The organism is Streptomyces bacillaris (assembly GCF_003268675.1).
In the GTDB taxonomy this organism is placed as follows: domain Bacteria; phylum Actinomycetota; class Actinomycetes; order Streptomycetales; family Streptomycetaceae; genus Streptomyces; species Streptomyces bacillaris.
Genome location: NZ_CP029378.1, coordinates 4,542,895 through 4,558,503 on the forward strand (window position 1 = coordinate 4,542,895; position 15,609 = coordinate 4,558,503).

Below are 15,609 nucleotides of genomic sequence, written 5' to 3' on the forward strand. Positions count from 1 at the left end.
CGAGTCAACCGCGAGGGGCCGCCGCCCGCATGAGTACGAGGGCTCAGTCCGCGGCGGTCCTGTCGGCACGGGCCTCCAGCCAGGCGCGGGCCGCGTTCACCTCGCCTTCCGCGAGGGGCGGGCGCACCTGGTCCGGATAGCGCGTGACGTAGTGCTCCCGGGCCGCCTTCATCCCGATCGCGCGGGCCTCGGCGGAGAGGGTGGGGTTGTCGGCCACCTCCTGGGCGCGGTGCCACCAGCCGTGGCTGCGCGGGTCGATCGCGTAGTGCCACAGCGGCTGGGCGGGGTCGGCCACCCCGATCAGGACGCGGTGCAGGACGTACGGGCGGATGCCCGGCTCCCCGGTCAGCTTCTCCGCCACGTGCAGCGGGTGGGCGCCGTCCAGGCGGGCGCGGAGCAGCACCCAGGTCATCAGGTGGCCGGTGTCGTGGGCGCCGGAGACCACGGACTCCCACAGCTCGGCGGCCTTCGCCTCGTCGGGGGCGCCGAGGTGGGTGAGCAGCCGGAGGGGATCCTTCCAGAGCGGCTTGGGCCTGGCCCACCAGGCCAGCAGCTCGTCGGCGGCCGGGTGGCCCAGGTCCTGGGCGAGGCAGGTGAGGGTGACGAGGGGGTGGCGCCACTCGGTGTAGGTGGTGCGGTACTGCTTGGCCAGCTCCTTCTTCCAGCGCGGCAGGAGGGCCCGGACCTCCGCCTCGCCCGCCGCGCCGTGCGCGTACAGCAGCTCCAGGCAGAAGGCGATGCCCTGGACGCCGGTGGCGGGGTCGGCCACCCGGTCCCGCAGCCACCCGGTGTCGGCGGGGGAGAGCGTGCGGTAGCGGTGCCAGAGGTCCCCGAGCGCCCCTTCGTAGGTGGTCAGGTCCGGGCCGGTGCCCGCCAGCAGCTCGTCGCGGACGGCCTCGTACCGGTCGGCGGCGGCCAGCGCCTCGGCCGCTTCCGGGCCGGGGGTGCGGGCGGCGCGCTCGCGGACGTGGGCGACCTGGTCGTACGCCGCCCGTGCCGCCGCAACCCGCAGGGGGCGGGGCAGCCGGTCGTCCGTGGTGAGCCGGACGGCCGTGAGGGCGGCGGCGGACCGGGCCATCTCGCGGTCGGCGTCCGGGTGGGCGGCGCGCCACTCCTCCGTCACGGCGGTGCGCACCGCGCCCAGCAGCGCGGCCCGGGCCGTCTCCCGGTCGGGCAGCTCCGCGCAGAGCGCCCGGGCGGCGGCGTACGGGTCGGGTTCGTGGAGCGTCCGGTACGTACGGAACCAGGCGGGGACGGCCCCGTCGTGACCGGCGAGCACCAGGGCGCGCAGGGCGGCCAGGGCCCGTGGGGAGGGGTGCTCGGCCAGGGTGTCGGCCGGGGCCGGGCCGAGGGCGGCGGCCAGCTCCCAGGCCTCCTCGCGCCCCTGGCGCAGCAGCGCGTTCAGCACGGGCCACCAGCCGCGCCAGGCGGAGAGCCGCCCGGCGTGCTCCTCCTGCCCGGCGGCCAGCAGCCGTGACGCCTCCTCGGGCGTCAGCGCCTGCCGCAGTTCCAGGGCGGTGGCGAAGCGGTCGGTGGCGGTGACCGGGTCGGTTGCGGCGGAGGGGCCGGTGGCGGCGCCCGGCTCGACCGGACCGGCCAGCCGGTCGTGGAGCCAGCGCCCCTCGGGGCCGGTGAGCGGGGAGGCGTGCCGGCCGTGGCGGTCGGCGCCGATCCGATCGAGGAACTGGCGTACGCCTGCCTCGTCCCGGGGGTCGGGCAGCCCGTCGGGGTCCGTCGCCGTGACCCGGTCCAGCTCGAACGCGGCCTGCGGCCCGTTGTCGACGAGCCGGTAACCCTCCGGGCCCGCCCCGAGACCCGCGGCGACCGTGGCGTGGTCGCCGCCCCAGTGCAGATACAGCCGACCCCGGAGCGCGCCGGTGCGGTCGAAGGCGGCGTGGGACTGCCAGTGCCAGTACGCGAAGGAGGCGCGCCCGGTGATCCCCCGGGCCGCGAACAGCTCGGCGGCGTCCTCGTGGCCGTCGGACTGGGTGTAGCGGCTCCGGGTAGGCGGGGGCAGGGCGACGAAGCCGTCGCCGCCCAGCCCGCGCCACCACTTCTTGATCCGGGTGAGATCCGAGCGCTCTCCGGCCCCACGGTCCGAGGTCAGTCCCACCAGAACGACCACACTTCCTGGTCGAGCAGCCGCTTCTGTGCGTAGACCTCCAGGTCGTACGGCGGGGACTGGTCGATGTTGTCCGGGCAGAACGCGTAGTGCTCGGCGGCGAGCGCGCGGGCCTCCTCCGGGGTGGTCGGCGGGCGCCCCACGGAGACGATCATGGTGTCGAAGCCGAGCACCACGACCCGGGCGTCGTACCGGTCCTCCCAGGAGCGGAGCACCGCGCAGAGCCGGGCCACGTCGTTCTCGTGGTTCATCGGGCCCGACCAGCCGATCGACGCCGGTATGTCCGCGCTGCGGCGGGCCGGGACGAGCGCCATGCGGGCCCCGCCGAGCCAGCTGTCCGGGTCGGCGGTGATCACGCCCGCCAGGCCCGCGGCGGCCTCGTCCGGGTCCTCGCCGGACTCCGCCGCCGGGGCCGGGGCGAGACCGGGCCAGGAGCCACGGCCGCCCTCGTCACCCTCACCGTCAGCGGAGCCCGAGTTGCCGGGGTCCTCGGCGCCGGAGTCCACCTCCTCGTGTGCGTAATCCGTCCAGTACCCCGCCAGCACCTCGTCCGCGTCGTGGTCGCCGGGATACGACGTGCCGCCCGGGTGCAGGTCCCACGCGTCGGGCCACTGGTCGCGCGCCCCGCCGGTGACCAGCACCGGCAGCAGCCCCAGCCGCCGCCCGGCCGCGCGCAGGGCCGTCCAGTCGCGGGGCGCTGCGGGCCCGTCCGCGTACCAGAGCAGCGGTTCGTGCCAGGGGCCGTCCAGCGTCCCGTCCACCAGGGAGCCGGGCGGGAGGTCCAGGCCGGAAGAGGCCAGATCGGGCAGGGGGTTCGGAAGCGTCGCCATGAACCAGACCTTAGGCGGCACCACTGACAACGCCTTGTGCCGGAGCGCGCGGAGACACGCCCGGTCCCGGAGTACGGAGGCCGCGCTCGGGCGCCAAGGCGCTGAGACCCACGCCCGTGCCGCCGGGGCACGAAGACCATGCCCCGTGCCGCCGGGGTGCGCAGGCCGCCACCCGCCCTAGGCTGGACCCACGTGTGGACGGAGGGAGATCCGATGGCCGGAACAGCGGTGGCGGAGATCATGGCCGAGCTGGCCGGACTCGACGATCCGAAGATGCGCGCGGTCAACGAGCGGCACGGCGACGACCACGGCGTCCACCTCGGCAAGCTCCGCGCCGTCGCCAAGCGGCTGAAGACGCAGCCCGACCTCGCCCGCGAACTCTGGGCCACCGGCGACACCGCCGCCCGCCTCCTGGCCGTCCTGATCTCCCGGCCGAAGGCCTACGGCAGGGACGAGCTGGACACCATGCTGCGCGAGGCCCGTGCCCCCAAGGTGCACGACTGGCTGGTCAACTACGTCGTGAAGAAGAGCCCGTACGCCGAGGAGCTGCGCCTCGCCTGGACCGCCGATCCCGACCCGGTCGTCGCGAGCGCTGGATGGGCGCTGACCACCGAGCGGGTGGCGAAGAAGCCCGAGGGCCTCGACCTCGGCGGGCTGCTGGACACCGTCGAGGCGGAGATGAAGGACGCCCCGGACCGCCTTCAGTGGGCGATGAACCACTGCCTGGCCCAGATCGGCATCCACCACCCCGGGCACCGCGCCCGTGCCGTCGCCATCGGGGAGCGGCTGGAGGTGCTCAAGGACTATCCGACCCCGCCGAACTGCACGTCCCCGTACGCACCCGTCTGGATCGCCGAGATGGTCCGGCGGCAGGAAGGAACCCCCTCATGAGCCACTCCACGGACGGTTCCGGGCCCCGCGCCGCCAGGATCATCACGTCCATCTCGCTCTCCCTCGACGGATTCTTCGAGGGGCCCGACCACGACATCGACTGGCACACCGTCGACGAGGAGCTGCACCAGCACTTCAACGACTACTTCCGGACCATGGGCGGCTTCGTCGAGGGGCGCGTCACCTACGAGCTGATGGAGGAGTTCTGGCCGACCGCCGATCAGGACCCGGCCAACGAAGGTCCGATGGCCGAATTCGCGGGCATCTGGCGGGACATGCCGAAGTTCGTCTTCTCCCGGACGCTGGAGAGCGTGGGGCCGAACGCGACCCTGTTCCACGAGGTCGACCCCGAGCAGGTGCGCGGTCTGCGGGACGCCGCCCAGGGGGACCTGGCGGTCGGCGGGGCGGATCTCCTGGAGTCGTTCCGGCAGGCCGATCTGATCGACGAGTACCGGGTCTACGTCCACCCCGTCATCCTCGGCCGGGGCCGCCGCTTCTTCCGGGACACGGAGGAGCGGCAGATGCTCCGGCTGGTGGAGACCCGGACCTTCGGGAACGGGGTCGCGATGCTCCGTTACGAGACGGTCCGGGGATGAGGCTCACGGTGACGGGCAGGGGCAGGGACGGGGGTCAGGCGGCGGCCGCGTAGGTGGCGAACGCCGACCAGGCCGAGGGCGCGACGGCGAGGGTCGGGCCCTCGATGTCCTTCGAGTCCCGGACATGGACGGCGGCGGGGTGCGCGGCGATCTCGACGCAGGCCCCGCCTTCGTCGGCGCTGTAGCTCGACTTCCGCCAGTCGTAGGCGACTTCGAGGCACTGGCCGCCCTCGCTGCCGCTGTAGCTCGACTTGAACCAGTTCAGTGCGGTGCTCATGTCTCTCCCAGTGAACGGGCCAGCAGGCGCAGGGTCTGAGAAGGGGTGACGGTCGTCGTCAGGCGGTGGCCGCGTAGGTGGCGAACGCCGACCAGGCCTGCGGTGCGACGGCGAGGGTCGGGCCCTCGATGTCTTTGGAGTCGCGGACGTGGACGGCGGCGGGGTGCGCGGCGATTTCGACGCACTGCCCGCCTTCGTCGCTGCTGTGGCTCGACTTCTGCCAGTTGTAGGCGACTTCGAGGCACGCCCCACCTTCGCTGGCGCTGTAGCTCGACTTCCGCCATTCGTAAGCGACTTCGAGGCACTGGCCGCCTTCGTCGCCGCTGTAGCTCGACTTGAACCAGTTCAGTGCGGTGCTCATGTCTCTCCCAGTGAACGGGCCAGCAGGCGCAGGGTCTTGAAAGGGGTGAGCGCCTGGGCTCGCAGCATCGCATATTTCTGGGCGAGGATGCTGATCTCATTCCGGTCGGAGATCAGGTGGCTGCCGCGCTGGGTCTCGGTGTAGGCGATGTGCTGGTGGTCCGGGGTCTCCAGGAGGGTGAAGGGGCCGTTGAGGCCCGCGTGGGCCGTGCTGTCGAGCGGGAGCACCTGAAGGCATACACCCGGGAGTTGGGCCATCGCGTAGAGGTGACGCAACTGTTCCTGGTGGTCCTCGTCCGACGTCAGCTTCATCATCAGCACCGGCTCCCAGATCACCATGCTGATCGTCGGCGGCTTCTTCCGGTCCAGGATCTGCTGGCGTTGCAGCCGTGTCGCCGTGTGCGTCGCGATCTCCTCCGGGCTGTACACGGGGATCCTGTTGCGGAACACCGCGTCCGCGTACGCCTTCGTCTGGAGCAGGCCCGGGATGACCTGGTTGTCGTACCAGGAGAGCGCCAGCGCCTCGTGCTCCATGTTGAGGTAGTGCTCGGCCCAGAGCGGGATCAGGTCGTACTCCGGCATGTTGTCGACCGCCGTCGACAACGCCCCTTTCGTTTCCAGCAGATCGTCGACCGTCTCCGCCAGATCCGGCACGAGCGAGCGTCTGCCCTGCTCGATGGAGGCGATCGTGTCCTCCTGTACGCCTGCTGCCAGGGCCAGTTCGGCCTGGGTCATGCCCGCCTCGGTACGGAACCGGGCCAGGAGCTTGCCCACGAGCTTCATCGTCGACGCGTTCCTACGCGGTCGCTTTCTGGGGTGCATACGGTCCCCCTCCCGCCCCGGAACCCACTTCACGCCTGCGCGACCCGTACAACAAATCTGTACGGGTCGCGCAGGGTTACGGAACGTCAGGTGCTGGCCAGCGGTGTTCCATGGGGTGAGTCCCCAGTGGGATCAGAACATCAGGGCCGTCGCCCGGTCCGCCTGCCAGTAGGTGACGAAGCCGTTCTCGTCCCAGGACGTCTCGGCCGGGAGCTTCAGCGTGGCGGGCTTGTCGTAGGTGGAGCCGTTCCGCTTGGCGAAGAACACCCTCAGGTTCTTGCTCTTGTACAGCTTGCTCTGGCCCGGCTCGCCGGTGAGGCCGATGCCCGCGTACGCCTCCTCGCCCGGCGCGAGCGTGACGACCGCCTGCGGCTTGCTGTCCTCCAGGATCGGGAAGACGGACTGGGCTCCGTCGAAGCCGAGATGCGGTGCGTAGTAGGCGTCGCAGAGGCCGGAACCGGTGTTCTTCAGGGTGAGCAGCAGGTGGTTGATCGGGCGGGAGACCTGGGTGACCGTCACTCGGGTGTTCGCCGTCGTGCAGGCGGTACGGGCCGCGGAGGCGGCCGGGGTCGCCTTGGTCGCCTGCGGCGCCTTGGTGGTGGCGCTGTGGGGCGCGGTGTTCTCGCCGGAGGACGCCGGGGCGGCGGGCGACGCGGAGGATTCCGCCGTCTCCGACGCGGCGGGCCCCGGGGCGGCGTCCGTGCCCGTCGCCGCCGGGGCCGAGGCGGCGGGGGCCGGGCCCGCGCTCTTCGTGCCCTCGTTCCCGGCGCAGGCGGTCAGCGAGAGGGCGGCCACGAGTGCGGTGGCGGCGAGCGTGGTGGTGCGGAAGCGGTGGGTGCGCATGGCGGTGGTACTCCCCGTGTTCGGTGGTGCGGACGGTGCTGTGGATCGGTCGGTCCGAGCTTGTGGCGTGGCCGGTTCCGGACGCAACGCCCGGCGAACCATTGGGGATGCCGGAACGTCTACGCATACGGTGACCTGCGGGAATTCCGCGTCCCTGGAACGCCGTTCCGGGACGGACCAGGGAGGGGAACGCCGTCGTGGCGACGCCGGAGGCCGAGCACTTCGCGGCCCTGCTGAAGGAACTGAAGGGCCGTTCGGGGCGTAGCTACGGGGTGCTCGCCGGAAGACTGCACGTCAGCACGTCGACCCTGCACCGCTACTGCAACGGGGACGCGGTGCCCAACGAGTACGCCCCCGTCGAGCGGTTCGCCCGGCTCTGCGGGGCGAGCGGCGACGAGCTGGTGGAGGTGCACCGGCGGTGGATCGTGGCGGACGCGGCCCGGCGGCGGCCTCCGGGGGCGGTGGTGGGCGGGAAGGGTGCGGAAGCGGTCGCTCCGAAGTCCGCTCCGGAACCGGCTGCTCCGGAAGCGGTCGCTCCGGTGCCTGCGGCCGAGCCCGAGCCCGATATCGGGCCTGCGCCCGCGCCCGTACCGGGGAGTGGGCCCGCGCCTGTACCGGAGACCCAGCCCGCAGCCGCGCCCGCCTCCGTACCGGAAACCGAACCCGAGTCCGCGCCGACCGCCCTCGTCACCGGCCCGCCGCCGCCCGCCGGTGACCGAGACGCCCGCCCGGCCCGCTGGTCCCGGCTCTCCCGGCGTACGCGGGTCCTGATCGCCGCCGCCGGGGTCGCCGCCCTCCTCGTGCCGACCGCCGTGGTCGCCGCCGATCTCGCCGGGTCGCGGTCCGGGGACGCGGCCGCCGCTCCGGACCGGGGCGCACCGGAGGGTGACGCGTCCCTCGTGCACCCGTCCCGCACCCCGGCCCCGGCCTCCCCCTTGCCGTCCCCTGGCTCCCCGTTCCCGAGCGCTTCCCCGTCGTCGCCGTCCCCGTCCTCCGGTACGCCGTCGGCCGGGCCCGCAGGTTCCGGTTCCGCTTCCGGTTCCGATTCCGGTGGGGGAGGTGCGGAGGACGGCGGTACGGGGCTCGGGGCGCAGCCCGCCGTCACCATCTCCTCGTACAACTGGGACGAGCCCTGCGGCCAGTTCTATCTGCTGGACCGGGGGCCCAAGGGTGTCTCCCCGCCGCCTCCGCCGCAGGACCGGCGGGCCTGGGCCGAGTCGTACGGCGGGGTCGACGCCGGGAACATGCTGCTCCAGCTGACCGTGCAGGGCACCTCGCGCGAGGCGGTCGTCCTGAAGGGCCTGTACGTGCGGGTGCTCTCCCGCAAGGCGCCGCTGCCCTGGTCGGCGTACCTCATGGGCAACGGCTGCGGCAGCGGCATCGCGCCCCAGACCTTCGCCTCCGACCTCGACACGCGGCACCCGATCATCACGCCCGTACCGGGGACGCAGGGCGACCGTACGATCCCGGCCAGGCCCTTCCCGTTCAAGGTGACCTCGGAGGACGTGGAGGTCTTCAACCTGGACATGAAGGCCGTGGGATACGACGTGACCTGGTATCTGGAGCTGAAGTGGAGCAGCGGCGGGCGTGAGGGGATGCTGCGGATCGACGACCACGGGAAGCCGTTCCGGACGAGCGGGATGCGGGGGCGGCCGGCGTACACGTACGGCAACGACGAGGTGAAGTGGGAGCCGTACGAGGGCGGTTGAGCGCGAAGAGAGGGTCCGGCCGCTGTCCGTGGCAGCGGCCGGACCCCGTTCGGGTGCCCGTCCGGGCGTCCCTCATGCGGGGGACGCGCCCCAGCGGCGGAGGTCGAACGTGGGGTGCTGGGCGGCCGCGTTGGCGTCCCGCCAGATCCGCTGGACCGGCGCGTCGTCATAGATCACGGCCGAACCGGACGCCTCGTACACCGCGTTGACGACCTCGCGGCACCGCGATCCCGCGTACGCGATGTCCCGGCGCATCCGGGCCCGCTCCTCGGCCGTCCCGCCCGGGGTGCCGGAGGCGGCGAGCATCTCCAGGTCGGCCAGGAGCAGCGCCCGGGCGGTGTCGACGGTGGCGGTGAGCGCGGCGGTGTCCAGCCGGGGGCCGCCGCCGCCCGGGCCTGCCGGGGAGCCCGTGTAGGCGTCCAGGGCGGCCCGTGCCGTGCCCAGGAGGACGCCCGCGAGCGCCACCGTTCCGACGGCCGTGAACGCCATCCGGTACGGGGTCGTCCTCGGGCGGCCGTGGGGCGCGGGGTTGACGGGGTCCAGGGCGGTCAGCGGGAGCACGCGGTGGTCGGGGACGAGGAGTTCGGGGACCGTGAACGAGCGGCTGCCCGTACCGCGCAGACCGCTCGTGTGCCAGTCGTCGATGGGGACCGTCCGCTCCTGCGGGATGAGGACGAGGTGGGGTTCCGGTTCGGCGCCGGGGGCGGGCGGGGCGCTCACCCCGGCCACGATCCAGTCGGCGTGGTCGATGCCCGAGCAGAAGCGGCCCCACATCCCGCGCAGCATATGGCCGCCCGGGACGCGCTGGGCGGGCGGGCCGGAGAGGCGGAGCTGCAGGGCGATCCGGCTGGAGGGGGCGGCGAAGACCTCCTGGCGGGCCTCCAGGGGGAACTGCGCCACGGTCCAGGTGTTGCCGCCCATCACCGCGCGCAGCCAGCCGGCCGATGCGCAGCTCCGCGACAGCTCCTCGGTGGTGAGGAGCGCGGTGGCGAAGCCGTGTCCGCCGCCGCCCCAGACGCGCGGGGTCAGGACGTCGAAGAGGCGGGCGTCGTCCAGGAGGCGGACCGCCTCGGCGGGCAGGGTGCGCAGCCGGTCGGCCTCGGTCGCGTACGCCGCGAGCCGGGGCGCGACCGCGCGGGCGGCGGCCACCGCGTCGTCGTGGGAGAGGGCCGGGCGGGGGGCGTCGCCGGTGGCGTACGGGAGGGGCGTGGCCGGTGGCTCGGCCCCGGCAGCGGCAGCGGTAGTGGCCGTGGCCGTTACGGGGACGGTCGGTGCGGGGACGGTGGCGGCGGTCACGAGAAGCTCCAGGGGGGTGTGGGGCGGGCGTAGCCGTCGTGGGTGAAGTACGGGAAGAGCGCGGGGTCCTGGGGGAGCGCGGCCAGGTCGGTGATCACCTCGCGGGCGGGGACGCCCGCCGCGTGGAGCTGCTTGAGCCAGGTGGCGGTGGGGGCGGTGGCGAGTTCGGCGGGGGTCACCCCTTGGGCGGGGGTCACCCCGGCCGCCGGGCCGACCGCGATCAGGCCGTCGGCGGTGGGGGCGACGAGACCGGCCGGCGCCGGTGGGGCCCCCGCCGCGTCGTCCAGGCCGCGCAGCAGGGGGCGCAGCAGCACCCGGGAGGCGCCGAGCAGGGAGGTGTCGACGCGCAGCCTGCCCGTCGCCGCCCCCGACTCCCTTGCCAGCAGGGCCGCCAGGACGGATTCGGCGGCGAGCTGGCCGCCCAGCAGGTCGAGCAGGGTGACCAGGGAGGGGGCCGGGTTGCCGTCGGGGGTCCGTACGGTGTCGGCCACGCCCGACCACGCCTGGACCATGGGGTCGGTGCCCGGCGGGCGGGGGCCGTCGGGGGCGCGGTCCCAGGCGGAGGCCCAGGCGTAGACGAGCCCGGGGCGGGCGCGGGCGAGGTCCTCCTCGTCGAGCCGGAGCCGGGCCGCCTCGCCGGGGGCCCAGGTGTGCAGGAAGACGTCCGCCTCCGCCACGGTCTCCGCGACCGCCCGGCGGCCCGCCGCCGTACGGATGTCGATCTCACGGACCTCCTTGCCCGCGTTGAGCGCCGCGAACCGGGCGGAGACCCCGCCCGCCAGAGGTGCCGCCCCGCGTGCGGGGTCGCCGCCCGGCTGCTCGATGCGGACCACGCGGGCCCCGAGCGCCCGCAGGACGGAGGTGGCCAGCGGGCCCTGGAGGTGGCGGGTGGACTCGACGACGGTGAGGCCGGTGAGGGGGAGCGGGAGGGAGCCGGGGCGGGCGGAGCGGCGGGGAGCGGGCTGCGGGGCGCCGAGGTCCCGGGGGAGTTCGCGCAGCTCCCAGGGGTCGTCGTCGTACCGTACGTCGCTGTCGGCGCGCCGGTCCCCGAGCGTGCGCAGGGCGCAGATGCCCATCCCGGTCCGCTCGGCGAGGAGTTGGAGGTCGGCGAAGCGGTGGCGGCCCGCGCTCTGGGCGAGGGTCGTGATCAGCGGGGAGGCGGCGCGGGCCTGCCGGGCGGAGAAGGAGCGCCAGCTGTTGGCGATGTCCTTGGCGGGGGCGCCGACCGCCCGCCAGAAGTCGCGCCAGGGCTGGACGGCCAGGGCCTCCACCTCGAACCGCACCCCGTCGGAGGAGGTGAACGGGGGGCGGGCGGCCCGGCGGTAGGGCGGGCTGGGGACCTCCTCCGGCTCCTCGTCGGCCGTCGCGGCGGCCACGTACGGCCCGAGCGAGAACAGGGCCGCCCGCACCACGCTGACGTCGGCCGAGCGGACGGGGGTGCCGCGCAGGCCGGAGAGGGCGGCGGCCAGCAGGGCCTGGGCGGCGGCGACTCCGCCGAGGGTGGAGAGGAGGTCGACGCCGAGGGGGCGCGGGCCGCCGTTGGCCCGGCCGTGGAGGGCCATGAGGCCGGTGGCCGCCTGGGCGGTGGTCTCGTCGAAGGGCGTCGGGTCGCCGGTGGGCCAGCCCCGCAGGGTGAGGTCGGTGCCGGGGGCGGAGTGCGGTCCGCCGAGGCCGATGACGGTCTCCGGGCCGGGGGTGGCGTACCGGTCGCGCACCGGGGCCGCGCTCCCGCCGCCGTGCCAGGGGCCCGAGCCGGGGCCGAACCGGGCGCCGAGCCGGGTGAGGTGGTCGCGGACGACCTCGGTGGCGGTGGCGAGACCGGCGGGCGGGGCGGGCGGCAGGTGGATCAGGTGGCCGTCGAGCGGGAGGGCTTCGCTGGTGGTGAGCGGGGCGAGCGGTGGCGCGGACGTCAACGGGTCCTCCGGGAGGTGGGTGTCCGGGGGCGGGGCGGCGCGTTTCGGACGACCGGAGACGAGCCAGTACTTAGGTTAGGCTAACCATACTCATCCGGGAGGCGGGGTGAGGGGTTTCGGCCGGATCGGGCCGCGTGGCGGGGGAGTTCAGGCCCCTCGGGCCCGTCCTGGGGCCCGAAGGCGGACGGGGGGCTGAGCCCCGCCCGTACCGAGGAGTACAGTCTCCGACGCCCTCAGCAGCCCACCCCGGCGCGGCACCGCTCCGGACGGTCGGCGGCCCGCCCCCTACCCCCCAGGTGACCGATGTCCGGCATAGCCGAAGCCTCCGAACAGGCCGAGCGTGATCCCAGCGACGGCGACGGGCGGCCGCCCGTGCGGACGTCGGGGACGGCGCTCGACCCCGACGTCTGCGCGGAGCGCTCCCAGCGGCTCAGACGCAGGCTGGAGCGGCTGATCGGCATCGCGGCCACCGAGGGCAACGCGCTCCTCCCGCTCCGCAACGGCGACCAGATCTTCGGCGCGATGCTGAAGGCGATCCGCGCCGCCGAGCACACCGTCGACATGATGACCTTCGTCTACTGGCGCGGCGACATCGCGCGGGAGTTCGCCGAGGCGCTCGCCGAGCGGGCCCGCGCCGGGGTGCGGGTGCGGCTGATGCTCGACGGCTTCGGCTCCCGGCTGATCGAGAAGGACCAGCTGGCCATGATGGACGGAGCCGGGGTGACGGTGGCCTGGTTCCGCAAGCCGCTCTACCTCTCGCCCCTCAAGCAGAACCACCGCTGCCACCGCAAGGTCCTCATCACCGACGAGACCACCGCGTTCACCGGCGGCGTCGGGATCGCCGAGGAGTGGTGCGGCGACGCGCGCAACGAGCACGAGTGGCGCGACACCCACGTCCAGGTCCGCGGGCCCGCGGTCGACGGGCTGGCCGCCGCCTTCGCGCAGAACTGGGCCGAGTGCCAGGGCGAACTGTTCGACGAGCGCGACCGGTTCGTCCCCGGCGACCAGCACGGCGACGCGGTCGTCCAGGTGGTGCGCGGCTCCTCCTCCTTCGGCTGGCAGGACATGCAGACCCTGATGCGGGTCGTCCTGGAGTCCGCCGAGGAGCGCATCCGCCTCACCACCGCCTACTTCGCCCCCGACGACTACTTCACCGGCCTGCTCTGCGCCGCCGCCCGGCGCGGGGTGGAGGTCGAGATCCTGCTGCCGGGCCCGCACACCGACAAGCGGGTCTGCCAGCTCGCCGGGCAGCGGCACTACGAGGAACTCACCGCGTGCGGGGTGAAGATCCACCAGTACCAGCCGACGATGATGCACACGAAGACGGTCACCGTGGACCGGGTCGCCTCGCTCATCGGCTCCACCAACTTCAACCGGCGCTCCCTCGAACAGGACGAGGAGGTCATGCTCGCGGTCCTGGACTGCGACTTCACCGACGCGCTCGACGCCGACTTCGACGCGGACCGGGAGAAGAGCGTCCGTATCGAGCGCGGCCGGTGGAAGCGGCGCGACGTCCTCCAGCGGGTCCGGGAGGCGGCCGTCGTGCCGATCCGCCGGTTCCTCTGAGGCCGGATTCGCGTGTGTGCCCGGGGGCTGACCGGGCAGGCGGGGAGAGCAGCGTCCGTCTTGTGAAGGGAAGGGCCCATGAGCGCCACCGCCGAGACCTCGCCGGCACCGTCCGCCGCGGTGATCACCGAGCCCCTGCCCGACCTCCAGCTCCAGCTCCTCATCCAGCTCCTCGACGAGGACCCGCGCGCGGGGCTGCCCATGACCCTCACCCACCCGGGCGGCCTGCTGCACGGTGACGCGATCGGCCACGAGCAGTGGAAGGCCGAGTGGGCCAGGTCCCTGCGCCAGGTCGAGGGCGAGGGCGCCAATCTGCTGGCCGAGTTCCCGGAGACCGTCGACCAGGGCGTACGGGAGCTGCGCGCGGAGGAGGACGCGGCGGGGGCGGCCCGGCTGCCCCGCTGGATCCACCTGAGGGACGTCACCCTCGTCTCCGGGGCCATGACGCCCGTCTCGCTGCCGCTGTGGCGCGGACGCCTCTCCGATGTGTCGGGGTGGGCGCTGGGGCGCCCGCAGTGACCTGATGCGTACGTCATCGGCCCCGGCGCCTGCGGAACAGGTGCCGGGGCCGACGTACGTACAGCGGATGGCGTCAGAGGCGGCCGGGGGTCCGGATGCCGAGCAGCTCCATGCCCCGGTGCAGGGTCCGGGCGGTGAGGTCCACCAGGAAGAGCCGGTTCTCGACGACCTCGGGCGCGTTCTCCGCGCTGAGCACCTGGCACTGGTCGTAGAACGTGGTCAGGTGGGACGCGAGCTGGTACAGATACGCGGCCAGCTTGTGCGGCTCGTAGCCGGACGCGACCTCCGAGAGCACCTCGCCGAACTGGTCCAGGTGCAGGCCGAGCGCGCGCTCCGCCGGGGCCAGCGCCAGCTCCGGGTGGGCGGCCGGGACCGCGTCGCCCGCCTTGCGCAGGATCGACTGGATACGGGCGTAGGCGTACTGGAGGTAGACCGACGTGTCGCCGTTGAGCGACACCATCTGGTCCAGGTCGAACTTGTAGTCCCGCACGGCGGAGGTCGACAGGTCCGCGTACTTCACGGCGCCGATGCCGACGTACCGGCCGTTCTCGACGATCTCGTCCTCGGACAGGCCCACCTTTTCGGCCTTCTCCCGCACGACCGCCGTGGCCCGGGAGACCGCCTCGTCGAGGAGGTCCTCCAGCCGCACGCTCTCGCCCTCACGGGTCTTGAACGGCTTGCCGTCCTTGCCGAGGACCGTGCCGAAGGCGAGCTGCACGGCCTTGACGTCCTCGTTCAGCCAGCCCGCCCGGCGGGCCGTCTCGAAGACCATCTTGAAGTGCAGCGACTGCCGGGCGTCGACCACGTACAGCAGGGTGTCGGCCTTCAGGTTCTGCACCCGGTCGCGGATGGCGGAGAGGTCGGTGGCCGCGTAGCCGTAACCGCCGTTCGTCTTCTTCACGATCAGCGGGACCTGGTTGCCGTCCGGGCCCTTCACATCGTCGAAGAAGACGCAGAGCGCACCCTCGGAGCGGACGGCGACCCCCGTCTCCTCCAGGATCCGGCAGGTCTCCTCCAGCATGTCGTTGTAGCCGGACTCACCGACGATGTCGGGGTCGCGGACCTCCATGTCGAGCTTGTCGAAGACGGAGTGGAAGTAGATCTTCGACTCGTCGACGAAGCCCTGCCACAGCTCCAGCGTCTGCGGGTCCCCGGCCTGGAGGGCCACCACCCGGTCCCGGGAGCGCGCCTTGAACTCCTCGTCGGAGTCGAACAGGGCGCGCGAGGCCTTGTAGACCCGGTTCAGCGTCGACATGGCGGCCTCGCCGTCGCTCGCGCCGCCCTCGTGGTCCAGGGCGCCCGGGTGCTCGATCAGATACTGGATGAGCATGCCGAACTGGGTGCCCCAGTCCCCGATGTGGTGGCGCCGGACGACGTCCTCGCCGGTGAACTCCAGGATCCGGACCATCGCGTCACCGATGACCGCCGACCGCAGGTGGCCGACGTGCATCTCCTTGGCCACGTTGGGCTGGGCGTAGTCGATGACGGTGGTGCCGGCGGCCGGGTCGACCGGGACGCCGAGGCGGCCCTCGGGGTCGGCGGCGCGGGCGGCCAGCGTCTCGACGATCGCCCGGTCCGCGAGGGTGATGTTGAGGAAGCCGGGGCCGGAGACCTCGATGTCCTTGATCAGCTCACCCGCCGGGAGGGCTGCGGTGACCTGGCCGGCCAGCTCCCGGGGGTTGCCCTTGAGCTTCTTGGCGAGCGCCAGGATGCCGTTGGCCTGGAAGTCGGCCCGGTCGCTTCGGCGCAGCAGCGGGTCCGCGGTGCCGGCATCCGGCAGGGCTGCCGTCAGGGCGTCCGCCAGCTGCTGCTGGAGCGTGGAAGCGAGGGAAGGGACCGAGGCCATGGTCTGGCTGCCGTTTCCG

14 protein-coding genes are annotated in these 15,609 nt (G+C 73.6%); 5 read left to right on the top strand and 9 right to left on the bottom strand.

Annotated elements, in window-relative coordinates; all coding sequences use genetic code 11:
* Positions 1 to 43: 43 nt before the first annotated feature.
* Together DJ476_RS19735 and DJ476_RS19740 are read right to left on the bottom strand one after the other, a co-directional pair.
* Positions 44 to 2,125 carry a serine/threonine-protein kinase gene (locus tag DJ476_RS19735; RefSeq protein WP_112491160.1) on the bottom strand — a complete coding sequence of 694 codons (2,082 nt, stop codon included), beginning with the start codon at positions 2,123 to 2,125 and terminating at the stop codon, positions 44 to 46.
* A complete protein-coding gene (locus DJ476_RS19740; protein ID WP_112491161.1) occupies positions 2,104 to 2,952 on the bottom strand; it encodes a DUF4253 domain-containing protein in 849 nt (282 codons plus the stop codon). Before DJ476_RS19740 ends, DJ476_RS19735 begins: the two co-directional genes overlap by 22 nt.
* Positions 2,953 to 3,165: 213 nt before the next feature.
* Between DJ476_RS19740 and DJ476_RS19745 the strand changes: the two genes are divergently transcribed.
* A complete protein-coding gene (locus tag DJ476_RS19745; protein ID WP_103421770.1) occupies positions 3,166 to 3,843 on the top strand; it encodes a DNA alkylation repair protein in 678 nt (225 codons plus the stop codon).
* Positions 3,840 to 4,439 (top strand): dihydrofolate reductase family protein, encoded by a 600-nt coding sequence (locus DJ476_RS19750; protein WP_103421769.1) that lies wholly within the window; start codon positions 3,840 to 3,842, stop codon positions 4,437 to 4,439. The genes DJ476_RS19745 and DJ476_RS19750 overlap by 4 nt, the downstream gene beginning before the upstream one ends.
* A 34-nt stretch (positions 4,440 to 4,473) precedes the next feature.
* On the opposite strand, the gene DJ476_RS19755 is transcribed toward DJ476_RS19750, so the two are convergent.
* The 4 genes from DJ476_RS19755 to DJ476_RS19770 all read right to left on the bottom strand — a co-directional run bounded on the left by DJ476_RS19755 (position 4,474) and on the right by DJ476_RS19770 (position 6,741).
* Positions 4,474 to 4,716, bottom strand: coding sequence for a DUF397 domain-containing protein (locus DJ476_RS19755; protein WP_103421768.1), 243 nt, complete (start codon positions 4,714 to 4,716; stop codon positions 4,474 to 4,476).
* A 58-nt stretch (positions 4,717 to 4,774) separates the two neighbouring features.
* A complete protein-coding gene (locus DJ476_RS19760; protein WP_112491162.1) occupies positions 4,775 to 5,077 on the bottom strand; it encodes a DUF397 domain-containing protein in 303 nt (100 codons plus the stop codon).
* A complete protein-coding gene (locus tag DJ476_RS19765) occupies positions 5,074 to 5,859 on the bottom strand; it encodes a helix-turn-helix domain-containing protein (protein WP_112491163.1) in 786 nt (261 codons plus the stop codon). The genes DJ476_RS19760 and DJ476_RS19765 overlap by 4 nt, the downstream gene beginning before the upstream one ends.
* Before the next feature lie 171 nt (positions 5,860 to 6,030).
* Positions 6,031 to 6,741, bottom strand: coding sequence for a DUF4232 domain-containing protein (locus DJ476_RS19770; RefSeq protein ID WP_112491164.1), 711 nt, complete (start codon positions 6,739 to 6,741; stop codon positions 6,031 to 6,033).
* 197 nt (positions 6,742 to 6,938) lie between these two features.
* On the opposite strand from DJ476_RS19770, the gene DJ476_RS19775 reads away from it, so the two are divergent.
* Positions 6,939 to 8,450 (top strand): helix-turn-helix domain-containing protein, encoded by a 1,512-nt coding sequence (locus DJ476_RS19775; RefSeq protein ID WP_112491165.1) that lies wholly within the window; start codon positions 6,939 to 6,941, stop codon positions 8,448 to 8,450.
* Between the two features lie 72 nt (positions 8,451 to 8,522).
* On the opposite strand, the gene DJ476_RS19780 is transcribed toward DJ476_RS19775, so the two are convergent.
* Both DJ476_RS19780 and DJ476_RS19785 read right to left on the bottom strand, forming a co-directional pair.
* The gene (locus DJ476_RS19780; RefSeq protein ID WP_318294744.1) at positions 8,523 to 9,746 is read right to left on the bottom strand and encodes an acyl-CoA dehydrogenase family protein; all 1,224 of its coding nucleotides are present in this window, start codon (positions 9,744 to 9,746) and stop codon (positions 8,523 to 8,525) included.
* Positions 9,743 to 11,659, bottom strand: a complete 1,917-nt coding sequence (locus DJ476_RS19785) for a CoA transferase (RefSeq protein ID WP_112491166.1) — start codon at positions 11,657 to 11,659, stop codon at positions 9,743 to 9,745. Before DJ476_RS19785 ends, DJ476_RS19780 begins: the two co-directional genes overlap by 4 nt.
* Before the next feature lie 303 nt (positions 11,660 to 11,962).
* Between DJ476_RS19785 and DJ476_RS19790 the strand changes: the two genes are divergently transcribed.
* Both DJ476_RS19790 and DJ476_RS19795 read left to right on the top strand, forming a co-directional pair.
* Complete coding sequence (locus DJ476_RS19790; protein ID WP_208853516.1) at positions 11,963 to 13,225, top strand: phospholipase D-like domain-containing protein; 1,263 nt, start codon at positions 11,963 to 11,965, stop codon at positions 13,223 to 13,225.
* A gap of 78 nt (positions 13,226 to 13,303) precedes the next feature.
* Positions 13,304 to 13,744 (top strand): hypothetical protein, encoded by a 441-nt coding sequence (locus tag DJ476_RS19795; protein WP_019767145.1) that lies wholly within the window; start codon positions 13,304 to 13,306, stop codon positions 13,742 to 13,744.
* Positions 13,745 to 13,817: 73 nt separating this feature from the next.
* Here the strand turns inward: DJ476_RS19795 and argS are convergent, their stop codons facing one another.
* A complete protein-coding gene (argS, locus tag DJ476_RS19800) occupies positions 13,818 to 15,590 on the bottom strand; it encodes an arginine--tRNA ligase (RefSeq protein ID WP_112491167.1) in 1,773 nt (590 codons plus the stop codon).
* Between the last annotated feature and the right edge of the window lie 19 nt (positions 15,591 to 15,609).

Coding starts and splice junctions, on each gene's coding strand:
- DJ476_RS19740 (WP_112491161.1), bottom strand. CDS start 2,952: ATGGCGACGCTTCCGAACCCCCTGCCCGATCTGGCCTCTTCCGGCCTG.
- DJ476_RS19745 (WP_103421770.1), top strand. CDS start 3,166: ATGGCCGGAACAGCGGTGGCGGAGATCATGGCCGAGCTGGCCGGACTC.
- DJ476_RS19750 (WP_103421769.1), top strand. CDS start 3,840: ATGAGCCACTCCACGGACGGTTCCGGGCCCCGCGCCGCCAGGATCATC.
- DJ476_RS19755 (WP_103421768.1), bottom strand. CDS start 4,716: ATGAGCACCGCACTGAACTGGTTCAAGTCGAGCTACAGCGGCAGCGAG.
- DJ476_RS19760 (WP_112491162.1), bottom strand. CDS start 5,077: ATGAGCACCGCACTGAACTGGTTCAAGTCGAGCTACAGCGGCGACGAA.
- DJ476_RS19765 (WP_112491163.1), bottom strand. CDS start 5,859: ATGAAGCTCGTGGGCAAGCTCCTGGCCCGGTTCCGTACCGAGGCGGGC.
- DJ476_RS19770 (WP_112491164.1), bottom strand. CDS start 6,741: ATGCGCACCCACCGCTTCCGCACCACCACGCTCGCCGCCACCGCACTC.
- DJ476_RS19790 (WP_208853516.1), top strand. CDS start 11,963: ATGTCCGGCATAGCCGAAGCCTCCGAACAGGCCGAGCGTGATCCCAGC.
- DJ476_RS19795 (WP_019767145.1), top strand. CDS start 13,304: ATGAGCGCCACCGCCGAGACCTCGCCGGCACCGTCCGCCGCGGTGATC.
- argS (WP_112491167.1), bottom strand. CDS start 15,590: ATGGCCTCGGTCCCTTCCCTCGCTTCCACGCTCCAGCAGCAGCTGGCG.